At 64.2% G+C, this 22,080-nt stretch carries 26 protein-coding genes and 1 pseudogene; 9 read left to right on the forward strand and 18 right to left on the reverse strand.

Features of this window, described 5'->3' with window-relative positions:
- Nucleotides 1-20 precede the first annotated feature (20 nt).
- Genes tolB through tolQ form a run of 4 tightly spaced genes read right to left on the reverse strand, consistent with a single transcriptional unit; the run spans nt 21 to nt 3,584 of the window.
- Nucleotides 21-1,388 carry a Tol-Pal system beta propeller repeat protein TolB gene (gene tolB, locus IVA88_RS26130; RefSeq protein WP_247500019.1) on the reverse strand — a complete coding sequence of 456 codons (1,368 nt, stop codon included), beginning with the start codon at nt 1,386-1,388 and terminating at the stop codon, nt 21-23.
- 23 nt (nt 1,389-1,411) lie between these two features.
- Nucleotides 1,412-2,371, reverse strand: coding sequence for a protein TolA (locus tag IVA88_RS26135; protein ID WP_247500020.1), 960 nt, complete (start codon nt 2,369-2,371; stop codon nt 1,412-1,414).
- Between the two features lie 3 nt (nt 2,372-2,374).
- The gene (gene tolR / locus IVA88_RS26140) at nt 2,375-2,824 is read right to left on the reverse strand and encodes a protein TolR (RefSeq protein WP_247500021.1); all 450 of its coding nucleotides are present in this window, start codon (nt 2,822-2,824) and stop codon (nt 2,375-2,377) included.
- 43 nt (nt 2,825-2,867) lie between these two features.
- Complete coding sequence (gene tolQ, locus IVA88_RS26145) at nt 2,868-3,584, reverse strand: protein TolQ (RefSeq protein WP_007596319.1); 717 nt, start codon at nt 3,582-3,584, stop codon at nt 2,868-2,870.
- 520 nt (nt 3,585-4,104) lie between these two features.
- Between tolQ and IVA88_RS26150 the strand changes: the two genes are divergently transcribed.
- Nucleotides 4,105-4,623, forward strand: coding sequence for a DUF2231 domain-containing protein (locus tag IVA88_RS26150; protein WP_247500022.1), 519 nt, complete (start codon nt 4,105-4,107; stop codon nt 4,621-4,623).
- 58 nt (nt 4,624-4,681) lie between these two features.
- Here IVA88_RS26150 and IVA88_RS26155 read toward each other — a convergent pair whose 3' ends face one another.
- On the reverse strand, nt 4,682-5,449 hold the full coding sequence (locus IVA88_RS26155) for a DapH/DapD/GlmU-related protein (protein ID WP_247500023.1): 768 nt from the start codon (nt 5,447-5,449) through the stop codon (nt 4,682-4,684).
- Between the two features lie 312 nt (nt 5,450-5,761).
- On the opposite strand from IVA88_RS26155, the gene IVA88_RS26160 reads away from it, so the two are divergent.
- Nucleotides 5,762-6,925 (forward strand): acyl-CoA desaturase, encoded by a 1,164-nt coding sequence (locus tag IVA88_RS26160; protein WP_247500024.1) that lies wholly within the window; start codon nt 5,762-5,764, stop codon nt 6,923-6,925.
- Nucleotides 6,926-7,086: 161 nt separating this feature from the next.
- Here IVA88_RS26160 and IVA88_RS26165 read toward each other — a convergent pair whose 3' ends face one another.
- The 6 genes from IVA88_RS26165 to IVA88_RS26190 form a co-directional block, all read right to left on the reverse strand.
- Complete coding sequence (locus IVA88_RS26165) at nt 7,087-7,578, reverse strand: DUF2852 domain-containing protein (protein WP_247500025.1); 492 nt, start codon at nt 7,576-7,578, stop codon at nt 7,087-7,089.
- A gap of 120 nt (nt 7,579-7,698) precedes the next feature.
- On the reverse strand, nt 7,699-8,439 hold the full coding sequence (locus IVA88_RS26170; protein ID WP_247500026.1) for a TetR/AcrR family transcriptional regulator: 741 nt from the start codon (nt 8,437-8,439) through the stop codon (nt 7,699-7,701).
- A 140-nt stretch (nt 8,440-8,579) separates the two neighbouring features.
- Nucleotides 8,580-8,945 carry a YciI family protein gene (locus IVA88_RS26175; protein ID WP_247500027.1) on the reverse strand — a complete coding sequence of 122 codons (366 nt, stop codon included), beginning with the start codon at nt 8,943-8,945 and terminating at the stop codon, nt 8,580-8,582.
- 66 nt (nt 8,946-9,011) lie between these two features.
- Nucleotides 9,012-9,419 carry a YciI family protein gene (locus tag IVA88_RS26180; protein WP_247500028.1) on the reverse strand — a complete coding sequence of 136 codons (408 nt, stop codon included), beginning with the start codon at nt 9,417-9,419 and terminating at the stop codon, nt 9,012-9,014.
- A 132-nt stretch (nt 9,420-9,551) separates the two neighbouring features.
- Nucleotides 9,552-9,917, reverse strand: a complete 366-nt coding sequence (locus tag IVA88_RS26185; protein WP_247500029.1) for a nuclear transport factor 2 family protein — start codon at nt 9,915-9,917, stop codon at nt 9,552-9,554.
- Nucleotides 9,918-10,025: 108 nt separating this feature from the next.
- On the reverse strand, nt 10,026-10,406 hold the full coding sequence (locus tag IVA88_RS26190; RefSeq protein WP_247500030.1) for a cupin domain-containing protein: 381 nt from the start codon (nt 10,404-10,406) through the stop codon (nt 10,026-10,028).
- 93 nt (nt 10,407-10,499) lie between these two features.
- On the opposite strand from IVA88_RS26190, the gene IVA88_RS26195 reads away from it, so the two are divergent.
- The 4 genes from IVA88_RS26195 (at nt 10,500) to IVA88_RS26210 (ending at nt 13,269) form a co-directional block, all read left to right on the forward strand.
- Nucleotides 10,500-11,288 (forward strand): SDR family oxidoreductase, encoded by a 789-nt coding sequence (locus tag IVA88_RS26195; protein ID WP_247500031.1) that lies wholly within the window; start codon nt 10,500-10,502, stop codon nt 11,286-11,288.
- A 140-nt stretch (nt 11,289-11,428) separates the two neighbouring features.
- Nucleotides 11,429-11,881 (forward strand): hypothetical protein, encoded by a 453-nt coding sequence (locus IVA88_RS26200; protein ID WP_247500032.1) that lies wholly within the window; start codon nt 11,429-11,431, stop codon nt 11,879-11,881.
- Between the two features lie 269 nt (nt 11,882-12,150).
- Complete coding sequence (locus tag IVA88_RS26205; protein WP_247500033.1) at nt 12,151-12,492, forward strand: hypothetical protein; 342 nt, start codon at nt 12,151-12,153, stop codon at nt 12,490-12,492.
- Between the two features lie 423 nt (nt 12,493-12,915).
- Entirely contained in the window at nt 12,916-13,269 is a 354-nt protein-coding gene (locus tag IVA88_RS26210; RefSeq protein ID WP_247500034.1) for a hypothetical protein, read from the forward strand.
- Nucleotides 13,270-13,379: 110 nt separating this feature from the next.
- Here IVA88_RS26210 and IVA88_RS26215 read toward each other — a convergent pair whose 3' ends face one another.
- The 4 genes and pseudogenes from IVA88_RS26215 to IVA88_RS26230 all read right to left on the reverse strand — a co-directional run bounded on the left by IVA88_RS26215 (nt 13,380) and on the right by IVA88_RS26230 (nt 16,148).
- On the reverse strand, nt 13,380-13,793 hold the full coding sequence (locus tag IVA88_RS26215; RefSeq protein WP_247500035.1) for a VOC family protein: 414 nt from the start codon (nt 13,791-13,793) through the stop codon (nt 13,380-13,382).
- Nucleotides 13,794-13,850: 57 nt separating this feature from the next.
- Nucleotides 13,851-14,387 (reverse strand): annotated as a pseudogene (locus IVA88_RS26220) (SRPBCC family protein).
- A gap of 94 nt (nt 14,388-14,481) precedes the next feature.
- A complete protein-coding gene (locus IVA88_RS26225; RefSeq protein WP_247500036.1) occupies nt 14,482-15,783 on the reverse strand; it encodes an RNA polymerase sigma factor in 1,302 nt (433 codons plus the stop codon).
- A complete protein-coding gene (locus IVA88_RS26230) occupies nt 15,780-16,148 on the reverse strand; it encodes a YciI family protein (protein WP_027570323.1) in 369 nt (122 codons plus the stop codon). Before IVA88_RS26230 ends, IVA88_RS26225 begins: the two co-directional genes overlap by 4 nt.
- 144 nt (nt 16,149-16,292) lie before the next feature.
- On the opposite strand from IVA88_RS26230, the gene IVA88_RS26235 reads away from it, so the two are divergent.
- Both IVA88_RS26235 and IVA88_RS26240 read left to right on the forward strand, forming a co-directional pair.
- Nucleotides 16,293-17,258 (forward strand): glyoxylate/hydroxypyruvate reductase A, encoded by a 966-nt coding sequence (locus IVA88_RS26235; RefSeq protein ID WP_247500037.1) that lies wholly within the window; start codon nt 16,293-16,295, stop codon nt 17,256-17,258.
- Nucleotides 17,259-17,376: 118 nt separating this feature from the next.
- Nucleotides 17,377-19,344 (forward strand): methyl-accepting chemotaxis protein, encoded by a 1,968-nt coding sequence (locus IVA88_RS26240; RefSeq protein ID WP_247500038.1) that lies wholly within the window; start codon nt 17,377-17,379, stop codon nt 19,342-19,344.
- 41 nt (nt 19,345-19,385) lie between these two features.
- On the opposite strand, the gene IVA88_RS26245 is transcribed toward IVA88_RS26240, so the two are convergent.
- On the reverse strand, nt 19,386-20,030 hold the full coding sequence (locus tag IVA88_RS26245; protein WP_247500039.1) for a TetR/AcrR family transcriptional regulator: 645 nt from the start codon (nt 20,028-20,030) through the stop codon (nt 19,386-19,388).
- Nucleotides 20,031-20,135: 105 nt separating this feature from the next.
- On the opposite strand from IVA88_RS26245, the gene IVA88_RS26250 reads away from it, so the two are divergent.
- Entirely contained in the window at nt 20,136-20,780 is a 645-nt protein-coding gene (locus IVA88_RS26250) for a glutathione binding-like protein (protein WP_247500040.1), read from the forward strand.
- Nucleotides 20,781-20,865: 85 nt separating this feature from the next.
- Here IVA88_RS26250 and IVA88_RS26255 read toward each other — a convergent pair whose 3' ends face one another.
- Nucleotides 20,866-21,633 (reverse strand): transporter substrate-binding domain-containing protein, encoded by a 768-nt coding sequence (locus IVA88_RS26255; protein ID WP_247500041.1) that lies wholly within the window; start codon nt 21,631-21,633, stop codon nt 20,866-20,868.
- A 34-nt stretch (nt 21,634-21,667) separates the two neighbouring features.
- Entirely contained in the window at nt 21,668-22,033 is a 366-nt protein-coding gene (locus tag IVA88_RS26260) for a cytochrome c (protein WP_247500042.1), read from the reverse strand.
- Nucleotides 22,034-22,080 lie beyond the last annotated feature (47 nt).

The raw sequence follows: 22,080 nt of genomic DNA on the forward strand, positions 1-22,080 counted from the left end.
CGCCCGCCGCGGGCGGCCGGCTAGCCCGAGGTCGAGGACAATAGCGGCGACCATGCCGGGTCGGAGGCGAAGCCCGGCGTCGGCACCTTCAGCTCGTTGCGGCCCGAGATGTCGACGGAGAACAGCGATGGCCCGCCGCTGCCGCCGGGATCGCGGAAGAACATCAGCACGCGGCCGTTCGGCGAGAAGGTCGGGCCTTCGTTATGGTAGCCGGAGGTGAGCAGCCGTTCGCCGGAGCCATCCGGCTTCATGACGCCGATCGAGAACTGTCCACCGCCTTGCCTGGTGAAGGCGATGTAGTCGCCGCGCGGCGACCACACCGGCGTCGAATAGGTCGCGTTGTTGTCGTCCTTGGAGAAGGAGATACGCTGCGCAGCTCCCCCGCCCGCGGCCATGACGTAGATCTGCGATCTGCCGCCGCGATCGGACTCGAAACAGATGCGGGTGCCGTCCGGGGAGTAGGACGGAGAAGTGTCGATCGCCGGCGTGTCGGTGAGGCGCGTGGTCGAGCGCGAGCGCAGATCCATCACGAACAGGTTGGAATTGCCGCCCTGCTGCAAGCTCATGATGACGCGCTGGCCGTCCGGCGAGAACCTTGGCGCAAAGGTCATGCCCGGGAAGTTGCCGACGATCTCGCGTTGGCCGGTCTCGATGTTGAACAGATAGACCTTCGGATCGCCCTGGCCGAACTCCATGTAGGTGATCTCTTGCGAGTTCGGCGAGAAGCGCGGCGTCAGCACGAGGTCGGAGCCGCGGGTCAAATAGCGCACGTTGGCGCCGTCCTGGTCCATCATCGCGAGCCGCTTGACGCGGCGCTCCTTTGGCCCGGTCTCGTCGACGAACACCACGCGGCTGTCGAAATAGCCCTTCTCGCCGGTCAGCTTCTCATAGATCTGGTCGGAGATGATGTGGGCGATGCGGCGCCAATATTCCGGCGAGGTGAAATATTGCTGGCCGGCGAGCTGCTGACCGGTGACCACGTCCCACAAGCGGAATTCGGCCTTGAGGCGGCCGTCCGGCTGCCGCGTCATGCGGCCGGTGACGAGGGCCTGCGCGTTGAGGGTCTTCCAGTTCTCGAATTGCGGCGCGACGTCGATGTTGCTGATGCGCTCGATGAAGGCGGCCTGGTCGACCGGCGCGAACAGGCCCGAGCGCTTCAAATTGTTGGTGATGACCTGCGTGACGCCGTTTCCGACGTCGCCGTCGGCCGGCGAGCCGGGCACGAAGTTGGTGATCGCGATCGGAATCGGCCGAAACTCCGTCGGGTCGATGCGGAGCCGCCCCTGCTGCGGCTGCTGGGCGAAGGCCCGTCCGCCCCCCAGCATCGCGAGCGTCGATCCGGTCAGGGTCATGAAGCGGCGGCGGTTCATCGATCGGACGTCATTCATCGCAAAATACTTTTGTTCGGATGTCACAACATATCTTTCAGGCCGAAAGTCATCGGGATGAGCTTCCAGCTCTCGTACTGCGGCTTCGGCATGAACGAATAGACCTGACACTGCACGATGGCGCGCTTGGCGCTCTCGGCCACCGCCTGGGCGATTGACCGTGACGGTCCCCTCACCGCGACGACGACGGGCTCGGATGCGAGCGATCCATCGATCTTCATGGGAATGTCGATGTCGGCTTCGTACTGATCGGCGTCCTGGCCATTGTAAGTCGGCGTGAAGCAACGCTTGACCGCGCCCTGAAAAGCGCCGCGCCAGGTCGCGACGTTGTTGGCGGCAGTTCCCGTCGTTGATCCCAGCGAGGCGGACGCATTCAGCGCCGTGCCAGCGAGCTCGTGCCGGGTCGAAGCGCGCTTGTCGAGGTCGCGCTGGATCTGCGCGGGGTCGAAGCTGCGCTCCTTGGGCTTCGGCTGCTGTTGCGGCTGCACCGCTGCGACCTTTTGCTCCGGCGGCTTGGGCGGCGGCTTCTTGGTCTCCAGCTTCTTCTGGAGCTCGGCGATCGGATCTTCCTTGGCCGGATCAGGCTTCTTTTCCGGCGGCTTCGGTTCTTCTTTCGGCTTGGCCTCGGCTACCGGCTTCGGCGGCTCGGGCTTCTTCTCGACCGGCTTCTCGACGGGTTTCGGCGGCGGCTCGGGTGTCGAGTTGGTCTTGATCAGCTCTTTCTTCTCGGTGACCTTGCCGACGGCGTCTTCCTCGGGCTTGGCCTCGGCGATCTTCTCTACTTTGGGCTTCGGCTCTTTCTTGTCGCCGGTCTTCTGCCCCGACATCATCTGCGCGAGCTGGTCGGTCGAGATGATGTCGATCGGCAGCGACTCTTCCGGCGGCACGAAAGCCCTGCTGCTAAAGGTGACGAGCCCCCATCCCAGCACGAGGATGTGGAGGGCAATCGACGCAACGAGTGTCTTGTCGACCTTCACCTTCACCGCCTACCCCTGATCCGCTTCCGTGACGAGGGCCAGCTTCTTGAATCCTGCGCCGGACAACTGGCCCATGACCTTGGCCACCGTCCCGTAATCGGCCTTCTTGTCGGCACGCAGATAGATGCGTTCCTCAAGCCCCCCGCGCGCGTCCGTGATCGCCTTCAGCTTGGGGATCAGTTCGTTCATCGCGATCTCGGCGTCGTTGATGAACACCTTGCCCTTGATGTCCACCGACATCTGGATCGGCTTCTGGTCGTTGTTTTCGAGGCTCTTGGCCTGGGTCTGCGGCAGGTCGAGCGGCACGCCGACCGTCAGCATCGGCGCCGACACCATGAAGATGATGAGCAGCACCAGCATCACGTCCACCATCGGCGTGACGTTGATTTCGGCCACGACCGGCTTGCGCCGGCCACGGCGCCCACCGCCTCCGGACGAACTCGCGGCGTTCATGCCCATGGTCTGGTGCCCAAATTGCCCTTCACACTATACATGCCGTCCGTCAGCCCCGCTCGTCGATCTGGCGTGACAGGATGGCTGAAAATTCATCGGCGAAGCCTTCGAGCCGCTGCGCCTGCCGGTTCACCTCAGAGGTGAACTTATTGTAGAAAATAGTGGCAGGAATGGCGGCGATAAGGCCGACGGCGGTCGCAAACAGCGCTTCCGCGATACCCGGGGCCACCACCGCCAGAGAGGTATTTTTCGACGCCGCGATCGACTGGAAGCTCGACATGATGCCCCAGACGGTGCCGAACAGGCCGACGAAGGGGCCTGCGGAGCCGACGGTGGCGAGTACCAGCAGCCGGCGTTCCAGCCGCTCGACCTCGCGGGCGATCGAGACGTTCATGACCTTGTCGATGCGCATCTGAAGGCCTGCGACCGAACGGGCTTGGCTTTCGAACGAACGCTTCCATTCGCGCATCGCCGCCACGAAGCAGGCCGCCATGGAATGCGTCGGTTTGGCCGAGAGCGTGCGATAGAGGTCCTCGATCGACTCGCCGGACCAGAACGCCTGCTCGAAACGGTCCATCGAGCGGCGCGTGCGGGCGAACAGGAAGATCTTGTCGATGGCGATCGCCCAGACCCAGACCGAGCAGGCGAGAAGCCCCAGCATCACCGCTTTCACGATCCAGTGAGCCTGCCAGAACAGCGCGATCAGCGACACGTCCGCGGAAGCGGCAACCGGAAGGGCTGACTGAGCCACGTCGGCCGGATTCATAAGCAGTATCCTCTCAAGGCGATCATCACCTAATGTCCCGGCCGGCAAATGGCCGCCGGTTCCCAATGGCCGCGCTAGAACCGGCGCGGCCGGCAAGCCCGCTCAAAGCCTTGTCTTTCTGGGGTGCAGGGCTCGTCCAAAGCCGGCCGCCTGCATTCCCTGCCAAGATGTCAAAACTATGGGGCCTCGGCCCAAGGCTCAGAGTTCGGGCTTTGGGCGCGATTATCCGCAATTACCAGAGCCCGGCGATGGTTAATGCTGGGTTACCGCAGGCGAATTTGGCTGCGGAAAAGGAAGCTAGCGCAGGGGGATGGGCGGCGGGGGCGGTTCCGTGCCCGGGACGCAACGCAACGGCCCAGCGGTTGGCATGGGCCCCGGATCTGCAGCGCATCGTCGAAGAGACGCTGCACTGCGTCCGCGCACCAGAGTTCCGTTGCCGTCCCCGCTACCCGCTATCGTCGGAGGAACCAGCCCTCGCCTGAAAAATTGTCCGGAGCATCACTTCTCGCGAGGTTTTGCCATGAGCATCAACCCAAAGACGACCGCCGCCGTCGGCGATCATCCGCTCCACCCCATGATCATCCCGTTCCCCGTCGCCTTCCTGGTCGGCGCGCCCATCGCCGATCTCGCCTTCATCGGTACCGGTGACGGCTTCTGGGCCAGGGCCGCGATCTGGCTGATCGGCGCCGGCATCGTCATGGCTCTCGTTGCCGCCGTGGCCGGCTTTGTCGACTTCTTCAGCGAGGCTCGTATCCGCCGCCTCAACGATGCCTGGTATCATATGATCGGCAACCTCGCGGCGGTCGTGCTGGCCGCAATCAATTTCTACCTCCGCTACGCCCAAGGCGCGGAGGCTGCGGTCAAGCCGTGGGGCGTGGCGCTCTCCCTGATCGTGCTCGGCATCCTCCTGTTCACGGGATGGAAGGGCTGGGAAATGGTCTACCGGCATCACGTCGCAGTGCTGGACGCGCCGGGCCAGACCAGTTCGGAGCCGGTCACGCCGCATCATGGCGGCGAAAGCCACCGCCGCGCCGCCTGAGCGGGTGTAGAGCCGGCCGCGCGCTGCATGGGCCACGCCGCCCGTCTTTCGATGAGCGTCAGGCCGCGGGGGCAGGTTCGGGGCAATTGGTCAGCCGCGCCGGATTGCCGATTGCGGTGCAGCCGCCGGGTACGTCGCTGGTTACGACCGTGCCGGCGCCGATCTTTGCAAAATCGCCGATCCTGACGTCGCCGAGAATAGTCGCGCCGGAGCCGATGAACACGCCGCGACCAATGCGAGGCGAGCGCGCCGGCAGTTCAGCGCTGCGACCTATGCTGACGTTCTGAAGGATGGTGGCCTCGTCACCGATCACCACATTGGCACCGATCACGATGCCGGTGGCGTGGTCGAGATACACGGACGATCCGAGGCTCGCTGCCGGATGAATGCTGACCTGCAGGACGTTCGACGCCTCGTTCTGAAACAGCAGCGCCGCGTCGCGATGGTCGTGATGCCAGAGCCAGCTCGAAACGCGCCAGGCTTGCAAGGCGACGTAGCCTTTGAAATGCAGCAGCGGCGCCATCAGCCCGGCGATGGCGGGATCGCGGAGCACGATGGCATGCAAGTCGCGGCCGGCCGCCTCGATCAGATCCGGGTGCGTGCGAAAGGCGTCGCGGGAAAATGTCGTGAAGCGCTCGCGTTCGGCCGCGCTGTCGCCAAGCCGGCGCCCGATCAAATCGGACAGTGCGGCGGTAAAATCGTCATGGGCAAGGATGAGACCGACAAGAGCCTTGCCGAATATGGGGTCGGCTGCCGCTGCGCGCTGCGCCTCGCCGCGGATCTCCTGCCAGAGGCTCTCGCTCGCCATGATCGCAGCTTCCGTCATCGTTGCCGCCTGCGGTGTTTTGACGCTTCCTTCTCATTGGCGGATATACGCCGCCGTCAGCCCGCGCGCCAAGCTCCCCGTGAGGCTACGAGCTTGCATGCCAAGCAGCCCGGATCATATATATAGGGTCAGTCGAGTTCCCGGCCGAAGCTAAGGTCTCAGGTTCGTACTGCCGCACTGGGCTAGGGTTGTTCAGGCAAAGTATCTCGTTCAAGACCCCGCAGTGGTCCGCCATCCCCGGGTTTGTCGTGCACAGCGGCTCAGTGTGCCGAAGCGAATCCCGAATCCCGTCATCCAAGGTCACGCCAATACATGTCGCCCAACGCCTCCGCCGACGACCAACACGACGACATCATGTATCCCTCCGCCCTGCCGTTCCTGCTGGTCCATCTCGGCTGCGTTGCAGCCATCTGGACCGGTGTTACCTGGCAGGCCATCGCGATCTGCGCCCTACTGTATGTCGTGCGCATGTTTGCAATCGGAGCAGGCTACCACCGCTATTTCTCCCATCGGGCTTTTGCGACCGGTCGGGCGTTTCAGTTCACCCTGGCCTGGCTCGCGCAAAGCACCGCGCAGAAGAGCGTTTTGTGGTGGGCGGCCAAGCATCGACACCATCATCTGCATTCCGACACCGAAAACGACGTGCATTCACCGCGTCACCGAGGCTTCCTCTACAGTCATCTCGGCTGGATTTTCTACCGAGAGCACGATGAGACCGACCTCGTGAAAGTCGGCGATTTCGCCGCCTATCCGGAACTGATGTGGCTGCATCGGCTGGAACTGGTGCCGGCCGTTGCGCTGGCTGCGCTCTGCTTTCTGGTTGCAGGATGGTCCGGCCTCGTCGTCGGCTTCCTGTGGAGCACCGTGCTGGTGTATCACGCGACCTTCTGCATCAACTCCCTCGCCCACGTGCATGGACGCAAGCGCTACGTGACCGGCGATGATTCCCGCAACAACTGGCTGCTGGCGCTGTTCACCCTCGGTGAGGGCTGGCACAACAACCACCACGCCTACCAGAGCAGCGTGCGACAGGGCTTTCGCTGGTGGGAAATCGACGTGACCTATTACATCCTGAAGGTGCTGTCCTGGTGCGGCGTGGTCTGGAACATGAAGACGCCGCCCGAACAGGTGCTGCGCAACGAACAGGCGCTTGGCGCACGGGTCATCCATCGGGCGGCCCGCGAGCTTGCCGGACGGTTCGATGCGCAGACCCTGGCACACGCGATCTCGTCGGCGCTACGACGAGCCGATTTGGCCCAGTTGCAACTGCCAACGCTGCACGACATCCTCAATCGCGCGCATGAAGGCGTCGATGCGCTGACGCATCTGCATTTGCCGAAGATTCCGACCCGCGAGGAGTTTCTCGCCGAGGCCAGGGCGATGTTCGCGCGAACGCGATCACTCAATGAGATCGTGGACTACGCCTACGAACACTTCCTGGAGTCGGTTCGCGCGCAACTCGCGACGGCGCGCTGACCAAAACAATCCAGACAAGGCAGCCCAGAGATCGCGGCTGCCGGCCTCGCATTCCCAAAAACCAAACCGCCCGCCTGCGGGTTGCGCAGGCGAGCGGCTCAGGGGCCATCAGGACTTTGGGGGCATGCGCCTGAAGGCTTTGAGAGGCGTCAGTCCCAAGATCAACCTTGCTGCTGGTCGGTCGGCGGCGAGGTCGGGCGCGTCTTGTGCTGCGCCATGAACTGGTCGAACTCTTCCTTGTCCTTGGCGTGACGCAGACGGTCGAGGAAGTTCTTGAACTCGACCTGCTCCTCCTCGAGCCGCTGCAGCGTCTCGGTGCGGTACTCGTCGAAGGCACGGTTGCCGCTCGTGGGCGGGCCGAAGCCGAAGCCGAAACCGCGGCGCTCCATGCGGCCGCGCATCCGGTCCATCTTGTACTGCATCCGCTCCATCTTGTTCTGCCAGCGATCCTGGTTGCTCCAGCACGACATTCTTCTGCTCCCGAGTGTGAAAAAGAGAAGGGCAAGTCCGATCGGCCACCAGATGATGAAGCCGAGAATGGTCACGGCGATCCAGCCGGGGTGCCAGGGCGTCTCGAGCATGCGGGGACGCTCGTACTGTTGCTGTTGGTCCGAAGGGCCGCGCCATCGATTGACATCAGCGGTGTAGGCCATTTCCCTCTCCATGACGGCATCAGCGCCGTTGTGAATGTAAATAACATTTACATAGGTAGATCATCCCGCGATTTTGTCAAGCCGACCGCCCAACAGGGCGGGCGAATTATTTGAGCAACTTTATTTCGGCTTGCCCCAGGGACCACCGGGCGGCACACCGGAACCGGAGGACGCCTCCGGTGGCACCGGCGGCGGCTCGGCGCTTTTCGCCGGAGGGCGGCGATCGGTCGGGAAGCCGAGACCGCGCAGATAGATCAGCACCTCGGCTTCGAGCAGTTCGTCCGGCGACATCGGCAGCTTTCGGCGCGCGGCGTCGCCGCGGGAGAACAGCGAGGCCACGCCATGCGCCATCGACCAGATGTGCAGCGCCATCATCATCGCCGGCGGCCGCGGCGTGCCTGGCGGCGCCAGCGCGGCAAGCCGCTCCGCCGCGGCACGAATGATGTTGAAAGCACGTTCGCTGGCGGCCTGGAGCGCCGGATTGGAATCCACCGGCACGCCCGATTCGAACATCGCATTGTAGAACGCAGGCTCCTCGCGGGCGAAGGCGAGATAGGCCCTGCCGACACGCTCGAACGCCGTGACGGTGTCGGGCCGGCCGTCGTCCCAGGCTGCGGTGAGGCGGGCCTCGAACTGCTCGAAGCCGCGCTGCGCGATCGAGGACAGCAGCTCGTCACGGTCGCGAAAATGCCGGTACGGTGCCGCTGCACTGACGCCGGCCATACGCGCGGCATCGGCAAAGGTGAAGCCGGCCGCGCCCTTTTCGGCGATCAGCCCGAGGGCAGCCTGCAACAGGGCTTCCTTCAGATTGCCGTGGTGATAGCCGCGCTCGGCGCGGCGCGTCTCCTTGCGCCAGCTCATGTGAACGACCTTTACATGAGCCGGGCATGAAGGTCACTAGCCGCGACGGGTTTGATCAACCCGTATTTTCCGCAGTCATTCCGGGGCGATGCCAAGCATCGAACCCCGGAACGATGCCAAGGCCTCGCAGCCCGGAAGGCCTAGCGGCCCGGGATCGGCAGCACCGGCATGACTTCGATGGCCTCGCCCGGGAAGATCGCAAAGTGCGGGTGGTTCTTGAACAGTTCTGCGGCGGCTTCCTGCGAGGCGGCGCGCACCACCGTGAAGCCTGTCAGCGCGTTGCTGACCTCGGTGACACCGCCGGCGTCGATCCTGCGGGTCTTGCCGAGCGGGCCGCCCATCTCGACGATGACGGCCTTGTGCTTTTCGACCCAGCCGTGCCAGGCGGCCATGCCCTCCTGCTCCTTTGCCTTCCGTTCAGCCTCAGGCATCGCGTGCCAGGCTGCCATTTTCGTGCCGGTCATGCTGCCGAGATAGACGGCGAGAAACGTGTGTTCGGTGCTCATGGGGGTCTCCTCAGGTTTGGTGGATCGGGGAAAAATTCGGGACTTCGAATGCGGCCGCCGCCTTGATTATTTGCTCTTCAGGTCGGCAAACCCGGCGGCAGCCTCCTGTACCTCCGGCGAGAAATCGACCATCTCCTGCACCTGGCGGATCTCGATGACTTCATTGGGCGACGCCGGGCACTTCTTCGCCCAGGCGATCGCCTCCGCGCGCGAGGCGACCTCGATCATCCAGTAGCCGCCCAGCACTTCCCTGGCTTCGGCGAATGGGCCGTCGGTCACAACAGGCTCGCCGGTTGCAAATGACACCCGCGCCCCCATCGACGGCGGATGCAGGCCGTCGAGCGTGATCAGCACGCCCGCGTCCATCAGCGCCTCGCTGTAGTGCATCACCGCCGCGACACGCTCGGGATCGGGTTGGACATCCGGCGGCGCGGTCTCGTAGCCGAGCGGGATCATCAGCATCATGAATCGCATGGAGCTTCCTTGCTTGCTGTGTCATTTCGGGCCGGCACGGCAGCCCGGACCGCCCGCCCTCACCTCCAAGACGAACAAACTCTGACGGAACCGACAGGTGACGAAATTATTCTGAAGGCTGCTGGGCTGGCGCTAGCGCGGCTGCGGCAGGAAACGACCGTCCTGCCGGGCAGCGCCGAAATAGACCTCGATACGACGGACCTTGCCGCCGGCGAAGGTAAAGAACTCCGTGTTCCGAAAGCTCCTGCCATCTGTCGCCAGGCAAAGATAGGTGACGAAGGCCTCGTCGCCCCGGACGAAGATCCGCTCGATGTCATGCCGCGCGATCCAGCCGGTGTCCTTCCAGCAGCGCTCGAAATAGGCCGCCTTGTCGAGGTCGTCGTCGAACGGACTGATGAAGCGGAAATCGTCGGCCAAGGCATCGGCGACCCGTTGCCGGTCGTTGGCGAGATAGGCGGCGAACAGGCTTCGAATCAGGTGCTCGTGATGGTGGGGCATGGTCGCTCCTCCTTCAAATCATTTGAAGCTCCGATGGAAGACGACCCGCGCGCAGGCCTGCCGACATCGCACGCCGATTCCGTGCCGGCAACCCGCGGCAAAATTGCCCTAGTCCGCCGTCCATCGCCGGGTCGCCGCGCTTGCTCCCTCCGGCAGAGCCTCGAAGACTGGCGAGGCCAGCACGGCATGGACGTGCAGCGTGGTCGTGCCCGAATTACGAAAACCGTGCTTGCGGCCGGAGGGAACCAGCAGCGATTGGCCGGCCGTCATCGTGACGCGCTCGGCCTCAATCCATATATCGGCCTCGCCCGCGCGCACGGTCAGCACCTCCTCGACCGGATGACTGTGCGTCGGCGCCCCGGCGCCGGGCGCGACCCATTGCTCGAAGATGCAGAGCGCGGCGGCGCCGTTGCGCGCGGATGTCAGCATCCGAGTCGTCACACCTGGCCGCCATTCCTCGAGCGGGATCGCACTGGGATCGATGAGCATGGCCAGAGGCCCTTTCTTGCCGGGACGAAAGCGAAGTAAAAGGAGCCGGCGCTCGCGCGCGACCGAATTTTCGGACACAGGACAGACTAGCAAATGCCGCAAACCCCGCAAAACGTCGCCCTCGTCACCGGAGCCGCGCGCGGCATCGGGCTTGCGACCGCGAAGAAGTTTCTGGCTGAGGGCTGGCGCGTGGCGCTGCTCGACATCGAGGGCGAGCTGCTCGGCCGCGCGGTCGCTGAGATCGGCCGGGACGAAGCCACGCTGGCGCTGACCTGCGACGTCTCGGACGCAGCCGCGGTCGCCGCCGCGATGACGACGACCGAGCGGCGGTTTGGCCGGCTCGACGCGCTCGTCAACAATGCCGGCATTGCCGTGTTCGCGCCACTCATGGAGACAACAGAGACCGATTGGCGGCGCGTGCTCGAGGTCAACCTCACCGGCCCGTTCCTCTGCACCAAGGCGGCGGTGCCGCTGATGCGCGACGGCAATGGCGGCGCCATCGTCAACATCACCTCGATCTCGGCGGTGCGCGCCTCGACGCTTCGCTCGGCCTACGGCACCAGCAAGGCGGGCCTCGCGCACCTTACCAAGCAGCTCGCGGTCGAGCTCGCGTCCCTCAACATCCGCGTCAACGCGGTCGCGCCGGGGCCGGTCGATACCGCGATGGCGAAGCAGGTGCACACCAGGGAGATCCGCGCCGACTATCACGACGCCATCCCGCTGAACCGCTACGGCCTGGAAGAGGAACTCGCAGAAGCCATCTACTTCCTGTGCTCGGAACGATCGAGCTACATCACCGGCCAGATTCTGGCCGTCGATGGCGGGTTCGATGCCGCGGGCATCGGCCTGCCGACGCTACGCGGCGAGCGGAGGAACGGGTAGACCTGGCGTAGGTTGAATAGGCGAAGCGTAACCCACCTCTTCTCGTGCGCGCCTGAAGTGCTGGGTCACGCCGAGCGGACTTCGCTTCGCGCAGCCGCTTCGGCTGGCCCGTCCTACGGAATCGAATTCGCGGAGGCTTCATGCGACGCGCCACCTTCCTCCAAGTCTTGATCCTCCAAGCCTTGATGCTCGCATCCGCGCTGCTGGCCGCTACGCCTGTCTTCGCCGAAATCCGCATCATCCAGTCGCCCGGCGGACAGGTCGGGCCGTTCCTCGATTTGTTCGAGAAGGTGCGCGAGAGCGGCGAGCGCGTGGTGATCGACGGCCCCTGTCTGTCCGCCTGCACGCTGTTGCTGAGCATCGTGCCGGGCGAACGGATCTGCGTCACCAAGCGTGCCGTGCTCGGCTTTCATGCGGCGCGTTCGGTCGACCGACATGGGCGCTTCTATGCGGAGCCGGAGGCATCTGAAGCGGTGCTCCAAGCCTATCCCGGCCCGGTGCACGACTGGATCAGCCGCCACGGCGGCCTCACCTCGCGGTTGCTGTTGCTGAAGGGGCGCGACCTCGCCGCGATCTATTCGCGCTGCCGGTGATGATAAGCCGACGCAAGCGGTGTGCCCGGGTTGAATCCGGCGCTGTCCGGCGATTAGGCAGTTCTTCAAAATTCCGACTGGCCGGACGCGAAATCCGCTCAAGCGCTTCGCAATGCCTGCCCAATTTACGCGGTTTCCGGCTTCTCCCGACCGTCTATGATGGTGCCGGCCAGACTGGGGCCGCGGCGGCGTCATTTTCTCAGCAGTGGTCACAGACTAGAATGGTTCCGCTTTTTCAGGACTACTCATTTTCAAACGGGTCGCAGGCCGTGCAGCCCCTCGATTTTCGCTACCGCCTGTCGGACCGGGGACGCATCGTCCTTGGCCCGCTGAGCTCCGAAGAGACCGTCGAATTCGAATTGCTGTCGCTGCGTGAGCGCGAAGGCCTGATGGACATCGTGTCCGAGCTGCGGCTGCTAGAGCTTTACGTGAAGTACGTCGGCTCTGGCGCAGGAATTGCGGGCGCGCCGACGGAGCCCAACCGGCAGGTGGGCGAGCCGCCGCGCCGGCGCAGACCGCCCGCACGCTCGGCAGGGCCGCTCAACTACATCGTCTCGATGATCGTCATCGCGAGTGTCAGCTTCACGCTCATCGCGTTGCTCGTGAGCTAGCAGACAAGCGCGCCGGCGAAATTGCCGGTCACGCGCTTCGTGAGGCCTAATAAAACCTCTGGATCATCTGGGTCAATTCCATGCTCGCGCAGATGAGCATACCCCAAAGTGCAAAGTTGATCTGTAGCGCCGCCGCCATCGGTCGCTCCCCTTCCAAGTCCGCCCGCCCCAGTTTGTAGAATTTATGAAGGGATAGTTAGCGATTCTGTTGCGGAGTTCACAGCCTAATATTGCGCCAGTTGTTGTGCGATGCGGTCCGCATCATTTCACGAAGCGGCCTCACTGCTCTCGCAATGTGGTGCGAGAGCAAAGTCCATATTCGGCCATGTCGGCCAGCGTTTCCCTTAGGTTCCATTTGAGCGGTGCGACGCAAGCTACTGCATGCAGAGTTAGCGCGTTGCCTACAACACCCAAGGGTCCGGCATGATGCGACACGGCTTTGTCTTGCTCACTTTTTGCGCAACGCTGATGGGATGCGCGGTCGCGCCTGCGCAGGAACGCCGTCCGATCGCATGGGACGGCCTCGGTCAGAATCCAAACCGTCCCTCTGTCATCAAGCGTCGTGTGGTGAACCAAGCTCCCGCGGTGAGTGATCCGAATCAGGAGCGGGAAAAAGTGCTCGGCACCTTGCGCCCGTACTCCGCGGCCTGGTGGGCAATCCATGATGAAATCGAAGCGGAGAATGACAGGCAGCTCGGCACGAAGCTCGTGATCTGTCCGCGTTGCGTTCCGTCGTCCCAACCACCGAGCAACGACGTGACCGGATCGATCCGCTGAGAGGACACGCAGCCGATCCGCGCACAACGCCGCGTCCTTATGCGCGCCCCCTCTCCCACATCGTCGGGAGAGGGAGATCGCCCACCTGGCGCGTCAGGCGATCGCGCCTGTCACATTCCCTCGGCCGGGCAATTCACCATCCAGGGGATGCCGAATTTGTCGACGCACATGCCAAAGCCCTTGGCCCAGAACGTCTTGCCAAAGGGCATGGTAACGCTGCCGCCGTCCGCGAGCGCGTTGAACTTTCGCTCGCCCTCCGCGGGGTCCGCGACCGTGAACGAGATCGAAAAGCCCTGCGGCTTGTGAAAATGCTCGCTTGGTGTGTCAGAGGCCATCAACACGCTGCCGTCGGGCAGCGACATCCGCGCGTGCATGATCATCTTCTCGCGGCCGGGCGCGGCGGCCATATCCGCGGGCGCGTCCGATGCACGCATCATGGCGTCGATCTTGCCGCCGAGAACCTTGGCGTAATAGTTGAACGCCGCTTCGCAGGTGTCCTGATAGAATAGATAGGCATTGAGCATGTTTCTCTCCTCTTGGTTGACTTGACCGTTCCGACCGTTCCTTGGGCGAGGACGCCGCTATTTCTCGGTGAGCTTCTTCAGTCCGGCGAGGCCGGCCTCGAAATCCTTGCCGATCATGCTGTCCATGTTGATGAACACCTGCATGACCTTGGACAGGAACGGGGCCGGGCCGGACATCGCCCACGTGACCAGTGTGGCATCGCCTTGCGGCACAAAGGTGAACTCGGCGGTGTTGTGGCCTTCGAAGGGCCGCTCGAAATCCAGCTTGATGCGGAGTTTTGACGACGCATCTGCCTCGAGAATTTCCATGCGACCGGCGCCGACATTGTTGTTGCCGTCCTAGGCATAGGTCGCGCCCTTTCTTTCCGCAGTTCCGCCGAAGCTGCGCTTCATGGCGGGATCGCGGCCCTCGTAGGGTGACCAGGTTGTCCAGCGATGGAAATCGGCGACCAAGGGATAGACCGCATTGGCCGGCGCTTTCACGGCGAGGCTGCGCTCGACGCGGAATGTGTCGGGCTTTGTCAGGGCGAAGACGAGGACGCCCACGATTCCGACCGCGAGCAGGATGGCGATGGCAGCAATGGCTTTCAGCATGAATGGCTCCCTGGATACTGTCCTAGGACGAAGGGAGGGGGTCGGGCCCGACAAGGCGACGCAAAAATGTTGGTACGCCCGAAGCAGGCCCTCCCTACTTCACCTTCGCGCCCTGCCTGGCACCGCCATTGGCGCCCTTCGGCTGGCTGTCCCGGATCAGGCGATCGAGGTGCATGCGGATGTGGGCGGCTTCTGCGGATGTGTTGGCGAGGGCGATCGCACGATCGAAGGCGATGCGGGCTTCGTCATTGCGCCCGAGCTGCATCAGGAAGGCGCCGCGCACGCCGTAGAAATGGAAGTAGTTGGCAAGCTTCGGCGCCAGAGGTTCGATCAGGTCGAGCGCGGCTTGCGGTCCGCGCACCTTGGAAACCGCGACCGCGCGGTTGAGCGTCACCACCGGCGAAGGCTGCACCACCTCCAGCGCACCATAGAGCAGGTCGATCTGCGCCCAGTCGGTCTCCTCGGGCGTCGCCGCGCGGGCATGCAGCGCAGCGATCGCGGCCTGGATCTGGTAGGGCCCGCTGCGGCGATGGCGCATCGCCTTGTCGATCAGCGCGAGGCCTTCCGCGATCATCGTGCCGTTCCACAGCGAACGATCCTGGTCGTCCAGCAGGATCAGCGAGCCATCCGCGGCAAAGCGCGAGGCACTGCGCGCATGCTGCAACAAGATGAGCGCCGTGAGCCCCATGATCTCCGGCTCGCTCTGGAACAGCCGCAAAAGCAGCCGCGCCAGCCGGATCGCCTCCTCGCACAGCGGCTTTCTGATTGCGGCGGTGTCGCCGCTCGCCGAATAGCCCTCGTTGAAGATCAGATAGATCATTGCGGCGACAACGGCGAGCCGCTCTGAGCGCTCGACCGCGCCCGGCGTTTCGAACGGTGTCCCGGCCTCGGCGACCTTGGCCTTGGCACGGGTGATGCGCTGCTCCATCGCCGCCTCCGAGACCAGGAAGGCGCGCGCGATCTGCTTCACCGTGAGGCCGCAGACGATGCGGAGCGCTAGCGCGATCTGCTGCGTCGCCGGCAGTCCTGGATGGCAGCAGATGAACATCAGCCGCAAAATGTCGTCGCGGTAGTGCGAGCCGTCGAGCCGCTCGGCGAGCGCACCCTCGGCGTCGTCGAGATCGGAGATGGCCTGGTCGTCCTCCGGCAGCGGCTGCTGCTTGCGGGTGCGGCGCACCTCGTCGATGGCAACGTTGCGGCCGACCATGATCAGCCAGGCCGCTGGGTCGCGCGGCGGCCCCTTCTGCGGCCAGGTCTTGAGCGCGCGCAGGCAGGCGTTCTGAAAGGCTTCCTCGGCGGTGTCGAGATCGCGGAAGTAGCGAAACAGTGCGCCGACCGCCTGGGGGCGCGCCGATGTCAGCGCGGTCTCGATCCAGGCGGTATCGGCCTCGCTCACGTCAGATTCCCTCCGGGCCTGAACACGCCGACCGGGCGCACCTCATAGGCGCCGCCGGGATTGGCGGATCCGAGGTCACGCGCAACGTCGAGCGCCTCGTCGAGGTTCTTGCAATCGACGATGTAGAAGCCGAGCAACTGCTCCTTGGTCTCCGCATAGGGCCCGTCGAGCACCAATGGCGGGTCTTCCTTGCGCAGCGTCGCTGCCGCGGTGGTCGGCAGCAGCCGCGCCACCGGGCCGAGCCTGCCCTGCTTCGCGAGACCTTCCTGCACCACGGCGAGCTTCTTCATCACGGCCTCGTCCTGGTCCTTGCTCCAGGAGCCGACGAAGTCCTCATCGTGATAGCAAAGGATCGCATAAAGCATGGGCAGTACCTACTCTGAACGCTTGTTTTGAAGACGATCCACTATGCCCTGCCCCGACATGGCTGCGGAAAAAAACTGCAAGAAAAATCCGGCAGATCGTGCCAAGGAGGGCCTTCTTGAGCGGAACCTTATGAGGCACTTCGAATGACCGTGGGCACACTGGCCGTCCTGATCAACAGCACGCAGCAGAACTGGCTGCCGGAGCGCTGGAAAGCCCGGTTCGACGCGGTCTGCGGCGGCCGCCGCGTGGTGCTGCTGCCCGACGCCGGGCTCGATCCGGCCGAGGTGCACTACGCCGCGGTGTGGAAGCCGGTGCCGGGCGACCTCGGCTCTTTTCCCAATCTGCGTGCGATCTTCAATCTGGGCGCCGGCGTCGATGCGCTGATGGCGGACAAGAGCTTGCCGAACGTGCCGTTGGTGCGCGTGGCTGTGCCTGATCTGACCGGCCGCATGACCGAATACGTCGTGCTGCATGTGCTGATGCACCACCGCCAGGAGCTGTATCTGCGCCAGTCGCAGCGCGAAAAGCGCTGGGAGCCGACATATCAATGGCCCGCGAGCGCCGTCACAGTCGGTGTCATGGGACTGGGCACGCTCGGCGCCGACGCGGCCGATGTGCTGCGGCGGCTTGGTTTCCGCGTCGCCGGCTGGAGCCGCAGCCCCCGCACCATCCCGGGCGTCGATTGCTTCCATGGCGCTGAGCAGATCGACGCGTTCCTGCGCACGACCGATATCCTCGTCAGCCTGTTGCCGCTGACGCCTGATACAAACGGCATCCTCAATCGCGACGTTTTCACCAAGCTCAACCGCAACAGCCCGCTCGGCGCGCCCGTGCTGATCAACGCCGGCCGCGGCGGCCTTCAGAACGAAGCCGATATTCTGGCCTGCCTCGACGACGGCACGCTGGGCGCCGCCTCACTCGACGTCTTCGTGCAGGAACCGCAGCCGGCGGACAGCCGGTTCTGGACCCATCCCAAGGTGCTGCTGACGCCACACAACGCCGCCGACACCGACGCCGATGCGATCTCGGCCTATGTCGCCGAGCAGATCGCGCGGTTCGAGGCGGGCGGCGTGCTGGAGAACGTGGTGGACCGGGCGCGGGGATATTGAGACCGCACGTGCCACCCGAGCCCGTAAGATCCCTGGTCGTCCGCCGGTATCTCGTTCACCCTCTCTTAGCGAGAAGTTGATAGGCGTTGTTAATCAACGCTCAACGAACGAGTCGGACATGCGGGCGAACCTCGGCCTCAGGATGCGGATCACGGTTGCGCTGGCGGTGACGGCGGCGGCGACCGCGCTGTTTGCGGTGCTCGGGGCGATGTGGATCATCGCGGGGATTATCGACCGCGCCGACCAGCGCGAGCTGCGCAGCCATTACGACGCCCTGCAATCGCGCATCGCCGAGGAATCCCGCCGTGCCGCCGCCATGAGCGCCGTCGTCGCGGCGATGCCGGCGACGCAGGACGCGATGGCCAAACAGGATCGCAACGCTTTAATCGACCTGTTCGGGCCGGTGTTTGCCGCGACCAAATCGGAGTACGGCGTCGAACAGTTCCAGTTCCACGTGGCCCCCGCGACCTCGTTCCTGCGCGTGCATCAGCCTGCTAAATTTGGCGACGACCTCTCGGGCTTCCGCAAAACCGTGATCATGGCCAACCAGGAGCACAAGGTCGTGGTCGGCCTCGAGGGCGGCCTGGCTGGGCTCGGCATCCGCGGCGTCGTGCCGATCGCGCAAGGCGGCAAGCATCTCGGCTCAGTGGAGTTTGGCCTGACCTTCGGCCAGTCCTTCCTGGACGACTTCAAGAGCACCCGCCATGTCGACATCACCTTCCATCTCGCCGACGGCACGGGCTTCAAGCTGTTCGGCGGCACACTGAAGGGCAAGAGCTTCTTCGACGCGGCCGATTACAGCCGCGCTGCCGGCGGCGACTTCACGATGCGGCAGGCCAAGCTGGACACCACGCCGGTGGCCGCGCTGCTCGGACCGATCAGGGATTTTTCCGGCAAGTCGCTCGGCGCGGTCGAGCTGGTGATGGACAATGCCGACTATGTGGCATCCGCCGACCGTGCCTGGCTGCTGGCATTCGGCATCGCCGCGCTCGGACTGGTGCTCGCCGCAATCGTCGGCTATCTCATCGCCCGCAGCATCTCGCGTCCGATCATCTCCATCACCACTGTGATGCGCGAGCTGGCCGACGGACACCTCGATGTCGCGGTTCCCGCCAGCAAAACGAATGACGAGGTCGGCGCAATGGTCAAGGCGGTCGCAGTGTTCCGCGACAACGCCGTCAACTTCAACCGGCTCCAGGCCGAACAGGCCGACACCAAGGCGCAATCCGAAGCGGAGAAGCGACGCGCGTTCGCCGCGCTCGCCGACAATTTCGAAGCCAGCATCCGCGACGTCGTCACCACGGTCTCCTCGGCCGCAGTCGAGATGGAGAATACGGCGCGCTCGATGTCCGATATCGTCGAGCGGTCGCGGCAGCAGACCGGCACGGTATCGTCGGCCTCGGCGCTCGCCTCGGAGAATGTGCAGACGGTTGCTGCCGCCGCGGAAGAGCTATCGTCGTCGATGACCGAGATCAGCCGGCGCCTTGCGCACGCGACCGCCGTAGTCGGCAAAGCTGCGGGCGACGGACGGCGGTCGAACGAGCGCGTGCAGAGTCTGGCAGATGCCGCGCAAAAAATCGGCGACGTGGTCTCCTTCATCAGCGGCATTGCCGAGCAAACCAATCTGCTGGCGCTCAACGCGACGATCGAGGCGGCGCGCGCGGGCGAAGCCGGCCGCGGCTTTGCGGTGGTCGCCTCCGAGGTGAAGGCGTTGGCAACCCAGACCGCCAAGGCGACCGAGGAGATCGGCGCGCAGGTGACAGCCGTACAAGGAGAGACCGCCGGCGCAGTGGACGGCATCCAGTCGATCTGCACAACGATCCAGGAGGTCGACGAGATCTCCGCCGCGATTGCCGCCGCCGTCGGCCAACAGGGCACCGCGACGCAGGAGATTGCGCAGAACGTCCAGCAGGCAGCCGCCCGCACCGGCGAGGTCTCGCAAAACATCGCGGGCGTCACCGCCGGCATCGCCGCGGCGGGAACAGCGGCGGAGGAAGTGCTGGGCTCGGCGATCGAGCTGTCAAAACAATCGCTGCGGCTGCGCGACGAAGTGGATCGTTTTCTCGCGCATATTCGCGCGGCGTAGCGTGGCGCGAGATCGCGCCACATACTCGCCGTCGTCCTGCCCTAGCTTTTAGCCGCCACCATCAAGTCGATCGCCCCCTTCACGATCGCCTCGAGCTCCCTGCGGGATACGCGGGCGCGGGAGCGGATGGCAATTGAGTGCACGGTTGCGGATGCGAGCTGCGCCAGCACGGCGGGATCGGCGCTCTCGGGCAGTTCGCCCTTTTCCTTGGCGCGGCGAAAGCAACTGGCAAACGCCTTGTCGAGCTCGTTGAGGCCATCGAGCACCATGGCGCGGATGTCGGGATCGCCGACGGCTTCGGACGCCGCGGTCACCACCGTGAAGCAGCCGCGCGGGCCGGTCTCGCCGGAGAGATAGATGTTCAGCGCGGAGGCGAAGATGCGCTCCAGCCGCTGGCGCACGGGCATCTCCTCGCGAAAGATCTCCACCATGGATGCGCGCGCTTCCTCGCGGTAACGCTGATAGCTCTTGATGTAGAGCTCGCGCTTGTCGCCGAAGGCACCATAGAGGCTCGGGCGATTCATGCCGGTGGCTTCGCTGAGATCGTCGAGCGAGGTCGCCGCGAAACCCTGCGTGCGGAACAGGTCGAGCGCTTTGCCCAGCGCGACGTCCGGTTCATAGGCGCGCGGACGGCCCCGGCGTTTAGGCTCAACGGCAGCAGCTGGCGGCTTCGATTTTTGTACCATCTCGCAAATTAATCCTTGACCGAGACCATAATATGCAAGATGGTACAAAAATCAATCTGGCCAGGTTGAGCAACCACCACAGGGAATTGCCCAAGGAGGCTCAAGATGGATCTTTATTTCTCGCCGCTCGCCTGTTCGATGGCGACCCGCGTCGCGCTGTATGAAGCCGGTGCCGAGGCGAATTATCTCGAAGTCGATCCGCCGACCAAGAAAGTGCTGAGCGACGGCACTGACTTCCGTACCGTGAATCCGATCGGCCTGGTGCCGACGCTGCGCACCGACGAGGGCGTGGTGCTGACCGAGAACGCCGCGATCCTGCAATATGTCGCCGACCGCTTCCCGCAATCGGGCCTCGGCGCCACAGCGGGCATCGATCGCACGCGGCTGCATCAATGGCTCTGCTTCATCGGCACCGAGCTGCACAAGGGCCTGTTCATCCCGATGCTCGACCGCAAGGCGCCGCAGGAGATGAAGGCCTATGCGCTGGAGAAGAACCTGTCGCGGCTCGACTATCTCGACAATTACCTGAAGGGGCGCGACTTCCTGCTCGACCATTTCAGCGTCGCCGACGCCTATCTCGTCACGGTGATCAACTGGACCATGGCGACGCCGCCGATCGAGCTCGCCAAATGGCCAAACGTGAAGGCGTATTACGAGCGCCTGCGCACGCGGCCCTCGGTCGCACGCGCGATCGCGGAGGAGTTCGAGCTGTACAAGGCCGAGCAGACGCGGAAGAAGGCGGCGGCGTAGCGGCATTCGAAACGACCGTCGTTCCGGCCAATGCGGCCGGGACGACGGGTTAAACAGCCCCGCTGACCGCGCCCGGAACACGTGACTATTTCGGCGTCTGCAGTACGACCCCGTAGCGGCCGTATATCCGATCGATCGTGCCGTCGTTTCGCAGCCGTTTAACCGCTCCATCGATGGTGTCGCGCAATGCATCATCCGGACGGACCATGCCGACCGCGACGTTCCAGTTGAGATCGGCTATGGACTCGTCGCGATCCAGGATACGAAATGCCTTGTCCGGATGCGTCAGATTGAAATAACTCGCCGCAGTGGGGGTGACCGCAGCGGCATCGATCTCATGTTTTGACAAGGCATCGAGGCTGTCGCTCTCGAAGCCGAAAGTCGACGTCGGGACGTGTCGTTGACTGATGATCATGGCCGCGACGGATCCGACCTGTACCCCGACCTTGGTATGCTCATTGAGGCTCTGGAACGAGGCGAGCGCGCTGGATGAGGGGACGGCGAGCGCGACGCCCGTGCGATAATACGGTTTTGAGATTCTCAAGCGGGTTTCACCCTGCGCTACGCGGTCGGCGATGACGTCCAGAACAATGTCGCATCCGGCGCTCCGCATCTGATACTGGGTGATGATCCAGTCGAGACGCAGCGAGACGCCGAGCTCGTGTGCCAGCGCCTCGCCCAATTCGATCTGAAAGCCGGGAGGATCGGCGGCCTTGCTTGCGAACGGAAGCGAGTTCGGATGGGCACATAATCCGAGCACGCCGGACGCGCGGATCGCGTCCAGCGTTCGCCCCTGCGCAGGATTCAGCAGTGCGATCACGGCGCCGACCACAAGCGGGAGAACTGTCTTCATTCCGCGTCCTCGTATCGACATCGGCCTGGTCGATTCAACCCTCGCGCGGCTTCAGGGCGCGGATATATTTGACGATCTGGTCGATCTGCGCGTCGGTGAAGGCCCCGCCGAATGCCGGCATCGCACCAGACTTGCCGTTCTTGATGCGGGTGTGCAGAAAGTCGTCGGCGCGCGGCGAATTCATCAGCTGTGGTCCCTTGCCGGCGGCCCGGCCGCCAGCGGAGTGACAAAAGCCGCAAGTCCCTGCGAATAACTGCTCGACGTCGAACGTCCCGTTGTCGGGTACAGGAGTGGCAGACTGCGCCTGAACCGGTGCGGCATACAGCAACGAGGCGCCCAGCACTGCCGATAGCAGCGCGGTGATCTTCTTCAAATGCAAGTTCAACGTATCCAGCTCCATATCCTGAAGCGCCACGTCCCGAAGCACGAGTCCTGAAGCACACCCGG

It is taken from the genome of Bradyrhizobium sp. 149 (genome assembly GCF_023073915.1).
GTDB lineage: Bacteria > Pseudomonadota > Alphaproteobacteria > Rhizobiales > Xanthobacteraceae > Bradyrhizobium.